A 16441-nucleotide genomic window follows, 5' to 3' on the forward strand; every position below is an offset into this window, starting at 1 on the left:
ATGGTCTGTTCTGTCATGGCTGTTACGAATTAAGTCTGCAAACTTTAAAACGTACAACAGCCGCTGGCAGAACAGATTTTTTGTGTTAAACCGCGTGTACTATCACGCAACTTGAGTTAATTATAAAGACTGTTTACAGTATAGATGCGTGGCCCAGGCAACTAGTTGCCTGCAGGTTAATTTATTTAAGGCTAAAGTATACCGGCTCATGTTAATACTTTACAGGTAGTTGCGTATGCCTGAGTATGTTTTCACCGGACTTGCCAGCGCCTATACTTTTTCATCCGTTTAAGCACCACCTGGGCTTTATACTTGCCTATATCAAAGCTAACCAAAGCATAGATCTTATACAGTTCCGCGCAGATCTGTTAACGCTGGGCACCTCACAGCTTGATCTATACTTTGGTCCATTGGATGCTGTGCAAATTGCAGACGAAACGGTTTTATACTTACAACAACATGATTTGCTAACGCCAGCAGCTTTCCGGCACTACCTGGGATCCGGCGGCCAAGACTATCGCTGCATTACCTTATCGGATACAACAGACTGGGTGCTGCGCTGGGGCACTGTAAACGATAGGTATGTGCACCTGCACCCGGCCCGCTATGCCAGCCATACTACCCGCGTAAAAGCAGCAGCTTTAAAAACAGCCATTGCCACTGTTATTGCCTCTGCTCAGCTTGGTTTGCCTGCTTCTGAGATTTCAACCATCAATAAAGTGAGAACAGAGTGGCTGGGATTATCGCCGGTAAAATGGGTAAATAAGCCCGAAGGCATAGGTAAATTCTTAAAATTGCTTCAGGATCAACTATAAAAAAGCGCCACCCTTTTTACAGAGCAGCGCATTTTAAGCTATGAAAGTGATGTTACTGGCGATTCATATCCAATAATGTGGTAAGAGACACTTGTCTGTTGTTTAATTTTGTATACTTAAAGTCGTCGCCTCCTCTGAAGTTTGCACCTTTGATATTGAAGCTATCCGCTATTTTGGCATACTTAAAATTAGCTGTGCCGTTGAAAGTGGCCTTCTGGAAATTTACGCCCTCCTCAAACTTTGTATATTTAAAATTAGCTTCGCTTCCGAACGTTGCACCTGTAAAGCTCACCTTTACCGGGAAAGTAACATACTTAAAATTAGCATCATCACGGAAAGTGGCGCTACTGAAGTTAACCATCTTTCTGAATTTGCTATACTTAAAAAGTGCTTCTTCGCTAAAGCGTGTGCCTATAAAAGAGGCGCCGCCATCAAACTCAGAGTATTTAAACGCGCTTGCCTTTTCAAAAACACATCCATCAAAACGCACTTCCTGCTCAAAGTTAGTATTGTATACTTCGTTGCGGGAGTTTACCATGTTTACACCATTATCCGGGTTAAAATAAGCCAGCACATCGCCTTTAAACGTGCAGTTTATAAATGTTAGCGGCGATGTTACCGTACTGATGTGCTCTTTTGTGCTATACTTGCTGTCACCTTTCTGGTCTTTCAGCTTCATGTTTTTCAGCTTGGTCATATCTAGGTCGCCAACAATTTCAGCGTTTTTGTAAGACACAGCCTCACCACGGTTTATTTTAGCGATAATCTCAGAAGCGTTTACCTTCGACTGCGCCAAGGTTGCCAGCGGTAACAGCAGCAACACCAGCAGGATGTGTAAATTTCTCATCATAACTCTCCTTATTAGTTTTATTGTTTGTTGTTTTAGATTCTGTATAAAGGATGCATGCTTTATTGTGAAGGTTGCTTCTGGATGCAGAATATTTTTAGCACAGGTCAATATTTTTGCCTGCCAACAGTTAAAAATTAAAAGTGAGAGCTGCAGAAACAACCCTCACTTTTAATATAAACTAAACTTAAACGTTTTTTAGTTACCTGATGCCTCTGGTGCAGCTGGCGGAGCAGGTGCCTCTTCTACAGGAGTTAACTTTGCCGACTTATCCACTGCATAAAACCTAACAGTACCAAGTGTCGCTGTGATACCAAGCAGTACTACAATCAGCAAGCCCAGCAGTAATTTATTACTAGTTTTCATATACATGCCTTTAAAATGGTAATATTATTAATTAACACTGGCGCCGTTATACTTGCCGGCATAGGTTTTCAAATCATCCAGCGATAGCCCCAACAGCTTCATCGTCTTCAGGAACATAGGAAGCTCCTCTTCCAGAAACTGCTCCTTTTTAAGGGCAATGGTACTCTCAAACCCATCATCAGCCAGGAAATACCTACGCCTCTTTTATTGAAGATTACGTCTTTGTCCTGCAGGTAAATAAATGTTCTCATAGTTGTGTTTGGATTTACTTCAAACTCTACTGCCGTATCTCTGATAGAAGGTATCTTATCTCCTGCGGCCCACTCTTTGCGGAAGATGTTCTCAAAAAAGTGGTTTGCGATCTGCAAATAAATTGCCTGATTTCCTTTAAACTCCATACCTACACCTGCCTTTCTTTTAATTTGAAAAATGATACTATCAGCAAAAAAACAGGGAGAGCAAACCAGAACAGGAATGGTGCCACTTGATTTGTGAAGAACTTCATTAAATCCTTAAATTCTGCTGAAAAACTATGAGGCCCAACGTTCATTTTGTTGCCGAAGAGCAAATACCCAATGCTACCTTCAGAATAATATTTTTTGTCGCTAATAATCAGGTAAGTATCAAACAAAAAGCGCCACCCTTTGCAGAGCGGCGCCTTTTATAATTTATACTTTTATACTTTGCTAGATGTGCAACGCACGGTTTTCTGTAGCTGCCAGGCATGCCTCTTTCATAGCCTCTGCATACGTTGGGTGCGCATGGCTCATACGGGCCACATCCTCAGCAGAAGCGCGGAACTCCATTGCCACTACAGCTTCGGCAATAAGGTCAGCGATACGTGGGCCGATCATGTGTACGCCCAGAATCTCGTCAGTTTCCTTGTCAGCCAGCACTTTCACGAAGCCATCTGTATCGCCGGATGCCTTTGCACGGCCAGACGCCTTGAATGGGAATGAACCCGACTTGTAAGCACGGCCCTGCTCTTTCAGTTGCTCTTCTGTAAGGCCTACACCTGCCACTTCCGGCCAGGTATAAACCACACCTGGTATCAGGTTGTAGTTGATGTGCGGTTTCTGACCTACGATCTGCTCTGCAACCAGCACGCCTTCTTCTTCGGCTTTGTGAGCCAGCATCGCGCCACGCACTACATCTCCGATGGCATAGATACCCGGCACGTTTGTCTCCAGGTGGTCGTTCACGGCAATCATACCACGCTCGCCCATCTGCACACCTGCGTTCTCTAAACCTAAACCTTCTGTGTATGGCTTACGGCCTACAGATACCAGCACATAATCACCGTCAAACGTAACAGTTTCGCCTTTCGGGTTCTCGGCAGTTACTTTAACAGTTTTACCTTTTGTGGTAGCACCGGTTACTTTGTGGTTGAAGAAGAACTCAAAGCCAAGCGTTTTCTTCAGCACACGCTGCAGCTCTTTACCCAATGCACGGTCCATGGTAGGGATAATAGAATCCATGTACTCCACTACCTGCACTTTAGCACCCAGGCGCGCATAAACAGAGCCAAGCTCCAGACCAATTACACCACCACCGATGATGATCATGTTCTTAGGAACCTCTGTTAAGGTTAATGCTTCTGTAGAGGTGATGATGCGCTTCTTATCTACTGGCAGAAAAGGTAGTGATGTAGGCTTGGAACCAGTCGCGATAATGGTCTTATCTGTTTCGATCTGCTGCTCTTTTCCCTCGGCATCTGTTATCTTGATCGTGTTTTTGTTTACGAAAGAGCCCAAGCCATAATATGTGTCGATCTTGTTCTTTTTCATCAGGTAGGTAATGCCGTCGTTATTAGACTTAACCACCTCTCCTTTGCGCTTGATCATCTGCTGCAGGTTAACCTTCAGGTTAACCAGTTCAATGCCATGGTCTGCAAAAGCATGCGCTGCATTGTGGTAGTGCTCTGATGAATCGAGCAGTGCTTTGGAAGGGATACAGCCTACGTTAAGGCACGTACCGCCCAGCACACTATACTTTTCTATGATAGCGGTTTTCAGGCCAAGCTGTGCGCAACGGATAGCTGCTACGTAGCCTCCAGGTCCAGAACCGATTACAGTAACATCGTATTTCATTTTTCTATACTTTATGGAGAGCTATACTCTCGTTATTGTATTTGATTTATCTGGAAAAGTCGCCCTTTGAAGGGGGTAGGGGGATGATTTACGTTTGATGAGCAAACACCCCTGTGGTCCCCTCAAGGTACAATCAAAAAAAGGAGGAGCAAACTTCTTCGCTTACCCCTCCTTCCTTATCTCAATAATTTAAACGCCTAAAAGCAGTCTCATCGGATCTTCAAGCAACTCCTTCACACGTACCAGGAAGCTAACCGACTCACGGCCATCAATAATTCTGTGGTCATAAGAAAGCGCCAGATACATCATTGGGCGGATCTCTACTTGCCCGTTAATGGCTACAGGGCGCTGCACGATATTGTGCATACCAAGTATAGCCGACTGCGGCGCGTTGATGATCGGTGTAGACATCATAGAACCGAACACACCACCATTGGTGATGGTGAAGGTACCACCAGTCATTTCTTCGATAGAAAGTTTACCGTCACGAGCCTTCTTAGCTAGGCGGATAACTTCTTTCTCGATACCATCCAGCGTTAGTTGCTCTGCGTTGCGGATAACCGGAACTACCAGGCCTTTAGGAGAAGAGACAGCAATAGAAACATCCACGAAATCACTAAAGATCATGTCATTGCCATCGATCTGAGCGTTTACTGCAGGCCACTCTTTCAGGGCAACGGTACAAGCTTTGGTAAAGAACGACATAAAGCCTAAACCTACTTCGTGCACTTCTTTAAACTTGTCTTTATACTTCGCACGGATGTCCATGATCGGCTTCATATCCACCTCGTTAAAGGTAGTGAGCATGGCCGTTTCGTTTTTCACCTGCACCAGGCGGCGGGCAACAGTTCTGCGAAGTGAGCTCATTTTCTCACGGCGCTGGTTGCGATCGCCGGTGGCAGCCGGTGCCTCAGCAGATGCAGCAGTTTCTTGTTTTGGAGCAGCGGCAGGCTGCGCGGCAGGTCTTGCCTGTGCATTCTGCGCATCTTCTTTCGTGATGCGGCCATCACGACCTGAGCCCTGCACATCGGCAGCATTTATACCTTTCTCTGCTAATATTTTTCCTGCAGCCGGAGATGGCGTACCCGAAGCATAAGTTTGTGCACCAGATGGCGCTGCAGCTGGCTGCGAAGCGACAGCTTGGTTTGCAGCTTCCTGCTTGGCAGCAGCCTGGGCATTTGCCTTTACGTGGCCAGCACCCGGCACTATCTTGCAAAGCAGACCACCAATTTCTACGGTGTCGCCTTCCTGCGCTACGATCTGTAAGGTTCCTGCAGCCTCAGCCGGCAGTTCAAATGTTGCTTTATCTGATTCCAACTCAGCAATAACTTCATCCATTTCTACATGGTCGCCGTCGTTTTTAAGCCAGCTGGCAATTGTTACTTCTGAGATAGACTCACCTACAGTAGGCACTTTCATTTCTACTGCTTCACCAGCACCAGCTGCTGTCGCTGGAGCAGATTCCTGTGCAATTGGGGCGGCAGCTTGCTCTGCGGCCGGAGCCGAAGTGGCAGACGCAGCACCATCCTGATCTATTTTGCAGATAATGGCACCCACATCAACGGTGTCGCCCTCCTGTGCTACAATGCGTAAAATGCCTGCGGCTTCGGCTGGCAGTTCGAATGTGGCCTTGTCAGATTCCAGTTCCGCAATCACCTCATCCATCTCCACTCGGTCACCGTCTTTTTTCAGCCATTGGGCTATAGTCACCTCAGTGATCGACTCACCTACGGCAGGCACTTTAACTTCTAAGCTCATATTTTTATCAATTATGAATTACAAATTATGAATTACGAGTTAGTAATGATTGATGTCGAATGAGTAATTATTCGTCACTTGCATCCAGTCAATTGATCACTACTCATTATTAATTAATCATTATATAGCAAATGCTCTATCAATAAGCTCCTGCTGCTCTTTAGCGTGTATCTTGTTATATCCTGTTGCAGGCGATGCACTTGGTTTACGTGCCACCACATCTTCTATACCATTGCGCATGATGCGAAGTATGTAGGTCCAGGCTCCCATGTTCTCAGGCTCTTCCTGTACCCAGTATACTTTGGCGTTCTTATACTTCTTAAGCTCTGCTTCCAACTGCACTTTCGGGAACGGCGCAAGCTGCTCCATGCGTATAATGGCCACATCCTTACGCTTGTTCTTCTGCTGCTCATCCAATAGGTCGAAGTATACTTTGCCAGAGCAAAGCAGTACTTTTTTAACTGACTTGGCAGATGCATAGGTATCACCAATAACTTCTTTAAAGCTACCGCTTGTAAAATCCTCTACCGGAGAAACTACAGCCGGGTGGCGCAGCAACGATTTAGGCGACATATTTACAGCAGGCTTACGGAACGGCAATGCCAACTGACGACGCATAAAGTGGAAAAGGTTGGCTGGTGTAGTAATATAGGTAACAAACATGTTATTTTCGGCTGCCAACTGCAGGAAGCGCTCAGGACGTGCATTGGAGTGCTCAGGACCCTGGCCTTCGTAGCCGTGCGGTAATAACATTACCAAACCGTTCATACGCTGCCACTTAGACTCTGTGGAAGAGATGAACTGGTCGATCATTACCTGCGCACCGTTGGCAAAGTCACCGAACTGGGCTTCCCAGATTACCAGCGCATTTGGGTTAGCCATGGCATAACCAAACTCAAAACCTAACACGCCATACTCAGACAGTAGGGAGTTATAGATCTCGAAAGAGCCCTGCTCTTCTGTTATGTAGTTCAGGTTGTTATAGGCTGCACTTGTAACGGCATCGTGCAATACGGCGTGGCGGTGCGAGAACGTGCCGCGCTGCACATCCTGGCCAGAGAAGCGCACTACTTTGCCATCAAGCAATACAGAACCGTAAGCCAGCAACTCACCGGCTGCCCAGTTAAGTTGCTTGGTTTCAAAGAACATTTCTTTACGCTCTTTTATCAGCTTCTCGATTTGCTTCAGTGGCTTAAAGCCTTGCGGCAAAGTAGTTAAGGCCTTTCCAACAGCTTCGATTGCTTCTGGGGTTATGCCTGTTTCCGGCGACTGGTTAAAATCTTCTGGCTTAGAGCGGCGCAACGATTGCCACTCTTTCTCCATCTGCTGATAGTTGTATGGCAACGGCTTCTGCTTTACCATGTCCAGACGATCCTGCAGTAGGCTACGGAACTCCTTGTCCATGTTCTTGGCCAGTTCTGCGTCTACCTCGCCACGGGATATTAACTGCTTGTTGTATACTTCGCGTGGGTTAGCGTGCTTCGAGATCAGGTTGTATAGCTGCGGCTGGGTAAATTTAGGCTCGTCTGACTCGTTATGGCCATGACGACGGTAGCATACCATATCAATAAAGATATCGTTGTTCACCTTCTGGCGATACTCCATGGCAAAGCGCATGGCAAATACCACAGCCTCCGGATCATCACCATTAACGTGCAGCACCGGCGCATCAATTACCTTGGCAACATCAGTACAGTAGATAGATGAACGTGCATCTTCAAAATCAGTAGTAAAACCAACCTGGTTGTTGATAACAAAGTGGATGGTACCACCGGTGTTGTAACCATCCAGGTTAGCCATTTGTGTCACTTCGTATACTATACCCTGGCCGGCGATTGCTGCATCACCATGTATAAGTATAGGCAACACCTTGTCGGCATCCTTACCATACATGCAGTCAATTTTAGCACGCACGAAACCTTCTACCACCGGGTTAACCGCCTCTAAGTGTGATGGGTTCGGAGCAAGCTTCAGGTTTACTTTTTTGCCTGATGGTGTTACCACTTCAGAAGAGTATCCCATGTGGTATTTCACGTCACCGTCACCCATGGTCAGGTCCGGAACGGCAGTGCCTTCAAACTCAGAGAAAATCTGCTCATAGGTTTTGCCCATTATGTTGGCAAGTACGTTCAGACGGCCACGGTGCGCCATGCCTATCACCACTTCCTCAACACCCAATTCAGAGCCTTTATCTATGATAGCATCCAGGGCCGGGATGGTTGTTTCGCCACCTTCCAGAGAAAAGCGCTTCTGGCCTAAGAACTTCGTGTGCAGGAAGTTCTCAAACACAACCGCCTCGTTTAATTTAGACAGGATGCGTTTTTTATACTCTATACCCGGGTTAAAATTCAGTGAGTCTTTTTCTACTTTCTGCTTGAACCACTCCAATACTTCCGGGTCGCGAATGTACATGTACTCAAAACCGATGGAGCCTTCATAAATTTTCTTCAGGGCAGCTTCGATATCGCGCAGCGTTGCAGCACCAATGCCGATTATCTCGCCTACCTGGAAAACCGTGTCCAGATCAGCTTCTGACAAACCGAAATCAGCCAGATCCAGCCTTGCTCTGCGGTCTTTGCGGGCACGCACCGGGTTAGTCTTAGAACGCAGGTGGCCGCGTGTGCGGTAAGCGTGTATAAGGTTACGAACAGCAACCTCTTTCTCTGATTCGCCTGCAGCAACTGCGCCTTTGGCAGGTGCTGCTGCAATGCCTGCTTCCGCTTCGTGGCCATTTTCGCCGTAAGCAGTTGCAAACTCAAACCCCTCAAAAAATTTGCGCCATCCAGCGTCTACAGACTCCGAATCTTGCTGATAAGCCTTGTACAGCTCATCGATGTAATCGCCGTGCGCATTGGCGATGTAAGTATATTTATCCATAGGAAATACTGCTTTGTATAAAGGCAAAGTTATAAGTATTATTTACAAATCAAATTACATGTATTCGCATTAGCAAATATAACTCATTATCAAACACAAGCATTACTACCCATACTATCTATATACTTATTCGGTTACAATTACTTAACAATATGCCAAATCACTTGATGTACACAGTTTAAATGATTGAACAACTTATCTAAATATGATAATAGCCTTGGATTTAATGCTTTTAAGTACGCACTAAGTAATCTCATACTTTATGGCATCAGTTTAAAATCAATACACTTCAGTTTGTACCTTAAATTATATATCAAGAAATATCATGTTACCTTTTGATGTTTTAGAGATTATAAAAATCAATTTTAGTTTACTTAAACAGCATTAGTGCAGATTTAAAAGGTAAAAACTAAATGCAGACAACATGTTACTTTAAGCATAATTAATTCCTGTTAATAACTTATTGTATTATTTAATTTTAGAAAAGAATATGTAGGCAAACTATGTTTCCTGCAAAGGGTGTGAGACAAAGGTAGTTGTCAGATACTATGGTAGACTAAAAATATAATTAGGAATGTATAGCTATCTGTTGGAAGAGTTATCAAAGACTATTGGCGCTCGAATGTTAATCAAGTTCGAGTATAAGGGTAGCATGTATATGGTAGAGCCCCACTTGCTTGGCCGCAGCCATGAAAAACAGGACTGCCTACTTGCCTGGGTTGTTACAGGGAAAGACACACAAGACACCTGGCATACTTTTCTGCTAACTGATATCTCCAGGCTGAAAATAATGGAGCAGCGCTTTACAAAACAGCGTCCCGGTTACGACCCTTACGAAAGCTCCATGAGCCGTATTTACTACCGCATTTAGACCATATCCCGGGCACCTTCACCAGCTTTAAGATGTTATTCTTTCGCTACAGCAAAGTAAAATATCTTGGCCCTGAAAAAAAGAAAGTATAAACCTGTTACCGCTAAAGCTCCACTGACTGCACAAGAGAAAGTCAGCCATTACATGCGGGGGAATAAATCCAAAAACACAAAACCTGAACTTACCTTGCGAAAGGCACTTTGGCAGGAAGGCCTGCGCGGCTATAGAGTTCACTGGCCTAAAGCTCCAGGTAAGCCGGATATTTGTTATCCATCGCGCAAGCTGGCTATTTTTATTCATGGCTGTTTCTGGCATCAATGCCCTTCCTGCAAACCTGTGTTACCCAAAACCAACACCCATTTCTGGCAAGCAAAATTTTCTAATAACATTCTGCGAGACGCAAAGTATAAACAGCTGTACCGGGAAGCAGGCTGGCATCGTATTGTAATATGGGAATGCCAGCTTCGCCAAAGTATGGCGGGTTGCATTACTCTTATCAGAGAGTTGCACCGCGGTGTACCAGCTGTCTGGGAAATAGCTGCTTAGCCATTCTAAAGTATAAGTTGCCAAGCGGCTATAAAGTATAAAATGCTTATCTTCATGTAAACCTAAAGCTATACTATGATAAAACATGTTCCTTTACTGGCCTTGTTGGGCTTGATGGCAATAAGTTGCAGCGAAAGCGCCCGCCAGGTAGGCGAGACTGATACCGAAACAGAAGCCCTTGCTACCGATACTGCTAACTTGCGGCCGGCGCTCCAAAGTATAACGGCAGCCGATATACTAAGGCATACTACTGTACTTGCATCAGACGCATTCGAAGGCAGAAGCCCTGCCACTCCTGGAGAAGACTCCACTGTAAATTACTTGACGCGCCAGTTCAGACAAATGGGACTGCAGCCAGGCAACCCGGATGGCACTTATGTGCAGGAAGTTCCTATGTTTGGGTATACTCCTCAGCCAACAGCCACTATAAAGTCAGGAGGCAAAAGTATAAACCTGAACTTCCCAACTGATTACGTAGCGGTAACGCGGCAATATGTACCCAGTGTTAATGTTGCTAACTCCGAGCTCGTTTTTGTTGGATATGGCATTGTAGCACCCGAGTACGGTTGGGATGATTATAAAGAGGTAGATGTAAAAGGCAAAACTATCGTGATGCTTGTAAGCGACCCGCCTATACCTAGCCCTGCCAATCCTGATCAGTTGGATAGCACTATGTTCGGCGGCAAAGCCATGACATACTATGGCCGTTGGACTTACAAATATGAGATTGCTGCTGAAAAAGGTGCAGCCGCTGCTATTATTATCCATGAAACCGGGCCTGCGGGTTACCCCTATGAAGTAATATCCGGAAGCCACAGCCGGGAAGGATTTGAGATCATTGCCCCAAACAAAAACATGGACCGCGCTAAAGTAGAGGCATGGATTACCGAAGAAAAAGCAAGAGAACTCTTCTCAGCCACTGGACGGAGTTTTGAGCAGATGAAACAAGCTGCTATAAAAAAAGATTTTAAGCCTGTACCTCTCAATGCCACCGCTTCCTTTAATATCAAAAATAAACTGCGGGAAGTAAAGTCCAGAAACGTGATAGCCAAACTGGAAGGGTCAGACTCTAAGCTTAAGAATGAATATGTTGTATATACCGCTCACTGGGACCACTTGGGCAAAGACCCAAGCCTACAGGGAGACCAGATATATAATGGTGCCCTTGACAATGCAAGTGGTACAGCAGGTTTGTTAGAAATAGCAGAGGCATTTACTAAAATGGAAACCAAGCCTAAACGCTCTATCCTGTTTCTGGCTGTAACTGCTGAAGAAAAAGGCTTACTGGGCTCAAAATATTACGCAACGAACCCGCTTTACCCGCTGCAGAAAACGGTGGCCAACATTAATATGGATGTTCTGAATGCCTATGGCCCCACTGAAGATGTAGTGGTTATCGGTTATGGCAGTTCTACCCTGGAAGATGTTTTAGCAGATGCCGCAGCTGTTCAAAACCGCCGTATTGTACCGGAAGCATCGCCAGAGAAAGGCTCTTTCTATCGCTCTGATCATTTCGAGTTTGCCAAGCAGGGTGTTCCGGCTTTATACTCTAAATCAGGAGTAGTAGCCCGCAACCAGCCTGCAGATTATGTTCAGAAGTGGCAGGACAAGTATACTGCTAATGATTACCATAAGCTTAGTGATGAGGTAAAAGATGACTGGAACCTGGAGGGCGCTGTAGAAGACCTGCGGCTATTCCTACGAGTCGGAACTAAAGTTGCCAATACTGAGAAGATTCCGGAATGGAAACCTGGTACAGAGTTTAAAGCAAGGCGCGAAGCAATGCTACGTGAACCAGCTGATAGTGTAAAAGCAAAGTATCAGTAGGTATAAGCCAAAAAGAGAAGGCCCCTAAAACTTTAGTATTGGGGCCTTCTCTTTTTGGCTTATACCTACTGCGCCTGCCTGAAACGTAATCCAGTTAATGCAATAATATATTCTCTAGGTGTAGGATCATAGGTAATAGTATAATGTGTTGGATAATATCCGGACTTCTGCACTTGGCTTGGCTGTGGAATCTGTGCAGTTACCGTTTGTCCTGGTGCAAGTCCCTGCAAGAACTCTAACGTTATCATAGGCTCATAAAATATCACATCCTCCAGATAGCTACCATAAATAAAGGTGTGGGTAAATTTTTGCCCGTTCCATTCCGGCGCAAGCAGGTTAATCCAGTGAGCTCCCATCATAGGAACAGCAAAGCCATCTGTAACGAAATTCTGAGGCAGGTATTGGCTCTCCGGAAAAACTGTCTGAGGCCCTGGTGCGATCATCATTCTTTCCTCTTCTGCGATCAAATAAAAGTGCATATCGAAGTGTGGCAATGTATAAACTCCATCTGGTGCATGACCTTCCGGATTCCAGTCTAGCATTACAGACTTAAATGGATCAAAAGCTGAGTTTTTAGGAAGTGCCAGCGTATACACCATCATTTCATCTGGCAGGCTGGCTGTAGCTTTAGCTGATATATTGATACCTATTGCTAAAGGCTCACCAGATTTTGTAGTTTGTATCCAGCTTCTGGCAACCCCCCGTCCAAAAGGTATAGCAGGCCCAAACTGGGTATGCGTTGTAGAAGTGCGTAGCTCTGTAGCTGTGCTTGCACCCATTACATTCGGAGTTGCATCATCGTGCCTTTCACAACTAGTTAAACTTATTACTGAAGTAAATGCTAAAAAAGCCAGCACCTTATAGAAGCCGCTAAAGTTATTCTTTTTCATAGTATAAAAGATTTAAATGAATTGGCACGCATTGCACAGACAACTCTTTTGCTTTAAGTTTAGAGTCAAAACTGTTAATACAAAGGTATATCATGTCATTATTCTAATATAATTATTAACTATAAAAATAATATTGTTTACCTTCAGCTAATATTCTTTCACAATTAAATCTCCACCTATCCCTTAAAATAACCCATTTACCTTTGATTTTGTGCTGTTGCCTTTAAAATAGTCAATTCCATACCGCCACACAGGTTACATTTTCCGGTAATTCGTATAAATAAGTACAAAACCAAAATTTATCATTATTATGAAAAAGACTTGGAAATTAGCATTTGCAGCTTTTGCTTTAGTAGCATTTACAGCTTGTAACAGCGAAAACGATACAACAACTGAAACAGAAAACATTGAAACCACTGATGAACTGGAAACTGACCTTGAGACCGATATGGATGAGGACACAGTAGTACTAGAGGACAGAACAGTTGATGACGGAGTGGCCGATGATATACTGGAAGAGCAACCTCCTGTACAGTAGTTATAACTAAAAATTAAAAAGAAAAAGTCCCTGCAATTAAAGCAGGGACTTTTTTTGTGCCTAAATACTTTAAATGAGATAAAGAATAAAATAGATGGTATATGGATATGCTGTAAACCTTTTTAACTTTAGGAATGCAAAATTCATCACTTATTCACGATGGCATTACCATTAAACTGATAGACTCAGATGAGCTATTGGAGCAGGCCCTTACAGACTTAAATCTAAGCACAGAGCTTGCACTAGATCTTGAATTTGACCAGCACCGTTATACTTATGGCTTTAACTTGTGCCTTATTCAGTTAACAAGTGGCAATGGCATCTGCTATATTATTGATCCGTTTCCTCTAAAAGACTCGCAACCGCTATATGATCTTTTTGAAAATGAACATATAACCAAGATCATACATCACGCCAACAACGATATCCTTTTATTAGATAAGCTAGGATGTAATATCCGTTCTGTACTGGATACTGATGTAGCTGCTAAGGTGCTTAATTATGAGCGGTCTTCTTTGGCTACTGTGCTGAGAGAGGAGTTTAACAAAGAGATAGATAAGTCACAGCAGTCCAGCAACTGGAATAACAGGCCTTTAACTGAGGCACAACTTAAGTATGCTGCTATTGATGTAATTTACTTGCACAAAATCAAAGATAAGCTGATAGATGAAGTAAAAAAACAAGGGCGATACCATTGGCTTGAGGAGGAAAACCGACTTCTGGAATCACTAACTTATTCAGAGCCTGAAAACCCACACCTTAAGTTACGTAACGCTTTCCGGCTAAATTACTTCCAGCAATTTGTATTAAAAGGCCTCTTTGCATTTAGAGAGCAAATGGCGAAGGACTTCAACAAACCTGCTTCCTACATAATCAGTAACGAAACGCTGGTAGATCTGGCACAAAATTACAACACAGATGTGCATGAGTGGCTTAACCATACTAAGGGTGTACATGGTGCTTTAAAAAAACCTAAGCATGAAAACCTTTTAAAGCAAGCACTAAATCAAGCAATTAAAGATGCAGAAGCCAATCATATAAGTCACGACTATCCTGAGAACCGTTGGTTGCGTCCTACCCGCACTCCAGAAACAGAAATGCGGAAAGAAGAACTAACAAAAGTACAGAAGGCTATTATTGCTAAGTATGGGGAGTATGCCTCCAGATTAATAATTACCCAAAGTGTGATAAACGAGTACAGCCAAACAGGTAAGCTTATTTGCCTTAAAAGGTACGCCACCGAAATAGTACTTGAAACCGCTGCAGAAATAGGCGTATCTCTGCCCTCGCCTTCTTTCAAAGATACTGCCAGGTAAATTCAAACTTAAAGACCCTAATTCAGAATTATAATTAAATTAAATGAGCGCATTTAGACGGGAACACGATTTTCTTGGAGAGAAAGAAATTCCTAATGAGGTATATTATGGTATACAAACCTCAAGGGCACTTGATAACTTTAACATTACAGGTATACCTATTTCTAAAGAACCACTTTTTATTCAGGCATTTGGCTATGTAAAAAAAGCTGCTGCCATGGCTAATCGTGACTGTGGCGTTATTTCTCCTGCAATAGCTGAGGCTATCTGTAAAGCATGCGACAGGCTGATTGCAGGTGAGTTCCTTGATCAGTTTGTAACAGATATGATACAAGGTGGAGCCGGCACTTCAGTTAACATGAACGTGAATGAGGTTATTGCCAACATTGCCCTGGAGATATTAGGACATCCTAAAGGCGAATACAAATATGTAAGCCCTAACGACCACGTAAACTTCTCACAGTCTACAAATGATGCTTACCCTACGGCTTTTAGGCTTGCCCTTTATCGTAAGATAGACAGCTTTATAGCAAGCCTGGAAGCATTGCAGCAATCCTTCGCACAAAAGGGCGTAGAATTCAAGGATGTTCTAAAAATGGGTCGCACACAGTTACAAGATGCAGTACCAATGACATTAGGGGCGGAGTTCCATGGCTTTTCCACTACTATAAGAGAAGACATCCAACGCCTGAACGAGGCTAAAATGCTTATCTGTGAAATAAACATGGGAGCAACTGCTATTGGCACTTCTATCAATGCACCTCACGGCTATCCGCAAATAGTTACAGATCATTTACGTGATATTACAGGCATACCCGTAGTGCTTGCAGAAGATCTAATTGAGGCTACCTGTGATACTGGCGCCTATGTGCAAATATCAGGTGTGTTGAAACGTACAGCTATCAAAGTATCTAAAATCTGTAATGATCTGCGCTTGCTTTCTTCTGGACCAAGAGCCGGTATAAATGAAATAAACTTGCCACGTATGCAGCCTGGCTCTTCTATCATGCCAGGTAAAGTTAATCCTGTTATACCAGAAGTAGTAAACCAAACTGCTTATTATGTAATAGGTTCTGATGTAACTATAACAATGGCTGCAGAAGCAGGCCAATTACAGTTAAATGTTATGGAGCCGGTTATTGCCTTTAGTTTATTCAGCTCTCTCACCTATCTTGAAAATGCCTGCTATACTTTAACAGAGAAGTGTATCAACGGCATAACAGCTAACGAAGAGATTTGCAAGAATATGGTAATGAATAGTATAGGTATAGTTACCTCTCTTAACCCAATTATAGGTTACGAAGTTTCTGCTTCAATAGCAAAGGAAGCGCTGCTTACCGGAAAATCTATTCATGATATTACTGTAATAGAAAGAAAGCTAATCACACAGGATAAATGGGAAGAGATTTTTTCAATTGAAAACTTAATACATCCTAAGTTCATCAATACCTAAGGTTAACAGTAATCACCAATAAAAAAGCCTCTGCAATCAGAGGCTTTTTTATTGATTTTATTTGTCTGCCTTAGCTCAAAGAATCTTTATGGCCATTCCGTTATTCAGCAAAGCCTATAGGGATCCGAAGAACACAACATTTTTCAGCAGTTAGTATTGGCTTAAGGCTACTTCTTCTTTGTTACGGGTCAAAAAAAAACCGGGGCAGCGTCCTTATGGGATGCTGCCCCGGTGTTGGGGTTGGCGG

Annotated in this window: 14 protein-coding genes; 7 read left to right on the forward strand and 7 right to left on the reverse strand. The window is 43.8% G+C overall.

Annotation, left to right across the window (positions count from 1 at the left end; genetic code table 11):
• The first annotated feature begins 245 nt into the window (after positions 1 to 245).
• Positions 246 to 815 (forward strand): hypothetical protein, encoded by a 570-nt coding sequence (locus K0O23_RS19755; protein WP_219879189.1) that lies wholly within the window; start codon positions 246 to 248, stop codon positions 813 to 815.
• A gap of 52 nt (positions 816 to 867) precedes the next feature.
• Here the strand turns inward: K0O23_RS19755 and K0O23_RS19760 are convergent, their stop codons facing one another.
• From K0O23_RS19760 to K0O23_RS19785, 6 genes are all read right to left on the reverse strand, one after another.
• Positions 868 to 1665: a pentapeptide repeat-containing protein gene (locus K0O23_RS19760; protein WP_219879190.1), complete on the reverse strand. Its 798-nt coding sequence runs from the start codon at positions 1663 to 1665 to the stop codon at positions 868 to 870.
• A gap of 195 nt (positions 1666 to 1860) precedes the next feature.
• On the reverse strand, positions 1861 to 2028 hold the full coding sequence (locus tag K0O23_RS19765; protein WP_219879191.1) for a hypothetical protein: 168 nt from the start codon (positions 2026 to 2028) through the stop codon (positions 1861 to 1863).
• 107 nt (positions 2029 to 2135) lie between these two features.
• Positions 2136 to 2426 carry a GntR family transcriptional regulator gene (locus K0O23_RS19770; protein ID WP_246597237.1) on the reverse strand — a complete coding sequence of 97 codons (291 nt, stop codon included), beginning with the start codon at positions 2424 to 2426 and terminating at the stop codon, positions 2136 to 2138.
• A gap of 288 nt (positions 2427 to 2714) precedes the next feature.
• Positions 2715 to 4118 (reverse strand): dihydrolipoyl dehydrogenase, encoded by a 1404-nt coding sequence (gene lpdA, locus K0O23_RS19775; RefSeq protein ID WP_219879192.1) that lies wholly within the window; start codon positions 4116 to 4118, stop codon positions 2715 to 2717.
• Positions 4119 to 4307: 189 nt separating this feature from the next.
• Positions 4308 to 5876: a 2-oxoglutarate dehydrogenase complex dihydrolipoyllysine-residue succinyltransferase gene (odhB, locus tag K0O23_RS19780; protein ID WP_219879193.1), complete on the reverse strand. Its 1569-nt coding sequence runs from the start codon at positions 5874 to 5876 to the stop codon at positions 4308 to 4310.
• A gap of 120 nt (positions 5877 to 5996) precedes the next feature.
• Positions 5997 to 8753 (reverse strand): 2-oxoglutarate dehydrogenase E1 component, encoded by a 2757-nt coding sequence (locus K0O23_RS19785; protein ID WP_219879194.1) that lies wholly within the window; start codon positions 8751 to 8753, stop codon positions 5997 to 5999.
• A 622-nt stretch (positions 8754 to 9375) separates the two neighbouring features.
• Here K0O23_RS19785 and K0O23_RS19790 point away from each other — a divergent pair.
• The 3 genes from K0O23_RS19790 to K0O23_RS19800 all read left to right on the forward strand — a co-directional run bounded on the left by K0O23_RS19790 (position 9376) and on the right by K0O23_RS19800 (position 11997).
• Positions 9376 to 9624, forward strand: a complete 249-nt coding sequence (locus K0O23_RS19790) for a hypothetical protein (protein ID WP_219879195.1) — start codon at positions 9376 to 9378, stop codon at positions 9622 to 9624.
• 66 nt (positions 9625 to 9690) lie between these two features.
• Positions 9691 to 10170 (forward strand): very short patch repair endonuclease, encoded by a 480-nt coding sequence (locus K0O23_RS19795; RefSeq protein ID WP_219879196.1) that lies wholly within the window; start codon positions 9691 to 9693, stop codon positions 10168 to 10170.
• 75 nt (positions 10171 to 10245) lie between these two features.
• Positions 10246 to 11997, forward strand: a complete 1752-nt coding sequence (locus tag K0O23_RS19800; RefSeq protein WP_219879197.1) for a M28 family metallopeptidase — start codon at positions 10246 to 10248, stop codon at positions 11995 to 11997.
• A gap of 65 nt (positions 11998 to 12062) precedes the next feature.
• Here the strand turns inward: K0O23_RS19800 and K0O23_RS19805 are convergent, their stop codons facing one another.
• The gene (locus K0O23_RS19805) at positions 12063 to 12887 is read right to left on the reverse strand and encodes a DUF5602 domain-containing protein (RefSeq protein WP_219879198.1); all 825 of its coding nucleotides are present in this window, start codon (positions 12885 to 12887) and stop codon (positions 12063 to 12065) included.
• 310 nt (positions 12888 to 13197) lie between these two features.
• On the opposite strand from K0O23_RS19805, the gene K0O23_RS19810 reads away from it, so the two are divergent.
• The 3 genes from K0O23_RS19810 (at position 13198) to aspA (ending at position 16194) form a co-directional block, all read left to right on the forward strand.
• Positions 13198 to 13425 carry a hypothetical protein gene (locus tag K0O23_RS19810; RefSeq protein ID WP_219879199.1) on the forward strand — a complete coding sequence of 76 codons (228 nt, stop codon included), beginning with the start codon at positions 13198 to 13200 and terminating at the stop codon, positions 13423 to 13425.
• A gap of 134 nt (positions 13426 to 13559) precedes the next feature.
• On the forward strand, positions 13560 to 14741 hold the full coding sequence (locus K0O23_RS19815; RefSeq protein WP_219879200.1) for a ribonuclease D: 1182 nt from the start codon (positions 13560 to 13562) through the stop codon (positions 14739 to 14741).
• A 43-nt stretch (positions 14742 to 14784) separates the two neighbouring features.
• Positions 14785 to 16194: an aspartate ammonia-lyase gene (aspA, locus tag K0O23_RS19820; RefSeq protein ID WP_219879201.1), complete on the forward strand. Its 1410-nt coding sequence runs from the start codon at positions 14785 to 14787 to the stop codon at positions 16192 to 16194.
• Positions 16195 to 16441 lie beyond the last annotated feature (247 nt).

Origin of the sequence: Pontibacter aydingkolensis (genome assembly GCF_019443125.1) — a bacterium.
Lineage (GTDB): Bacteria > Bacteroidota > Bacteroidia > Cytophagales > Hymenobacteraceae > Pontibacter > Pontibacter aydingkolensis.

Excerpts from the sequence above, each read along its gene's own strand:
- K0O23_RS19765 (WP_219879191.1), bottom strand. The coding sequence starts at position 2,028 with ATGAAAACTAGTAATAAATTACTGCTGGGCTTGCTGATTGTAGTACTG.
- K0O23_RS19755 (WP_219879189.1), top strand. The coding sequence starts at position 246 with ATGTTTTCACCGGACTTGCCAGCGCCTATACTTTTTCATCCGTTTAAG.
- K0O23_RS19810 (WP_219879199.1), top strand. The coding sequence starts at position 13,198 with ATGAAAAAGACTTGGAAATTAGCATTTGCAGCTTTTGCTTTAGTAGCA.
- K0O23_RS19815 (WP_219879200.1), top strand. The coding sequence starts at position 13,560 with ATGCAAAATTCATCACTTATTCACGATGGCATTACCATTAAACTGATA.
- K0O23_RS19760 (WP_219879190.1), bottom strand. The coding sequence starts at position 1,665 with ATGATGAGAAATTTACACATCCTGCTGGTGTTGCTGCTGTTACCGCTG.
- odhB (WP_219879193.1), bottom strand. The coding sequence starts at position 5,876 with ATGAGCTTAGAAGTTAAAGTGCCTGCCGTAGGTGAGTCGATCACTGAG.
- K0O23_RS19805 (WP_219879198.1), bottom strand. The coding sequence starts at position 12,887 with ATGAAAAAGAATAACTTTAGCGGCTTCTATAAGGTGCTGGCTTTTTTA.
- K0O23_RS19785 (WP_219879194.1), bottom strand. The coding sequence starts at position 8,753 with ATGGATAAATATACTTACATCGCCAATGCGCACGGCGATTACATCGAT.
- lpdA (WP_219879192.1), bottom strand. The coding sequence starts at position 4,118 with ATGAAATACGATGTTACTGTAATCGGTTCTGGACCTGGAGGCTACGTA.
- K0O23_RS19800 (WP_219879197.1), top strand. The coding sequence starts at position 10,246 with ATGATAAAACATGTTCCTTTACTGGCCTTGTTGGGCTTGATGGCAATA.
- aspA (WP_219879201.1), top strand. The coding sequence starts at position 14,785 with ATGAGCGCATTTAGACGGGAACACGATTTTCTTGGAGAGAAAGAAATT.
- K0O23_RS19790 (WP_219879195.1), top strand. The coding sequence starts at position 9,376 with ATGTTAATCAAGTTCGAGTATAAGGGTAGCATGTATATGGTAGAGCCC.
- K0O23_RS19770 (WP_246597237.1), bottom strand. The coding sequence starts at position 2,426 with ATGGAGTTTAAAGGAAATCAGGCAATTTATTTGCAGATCGCAAACCAC.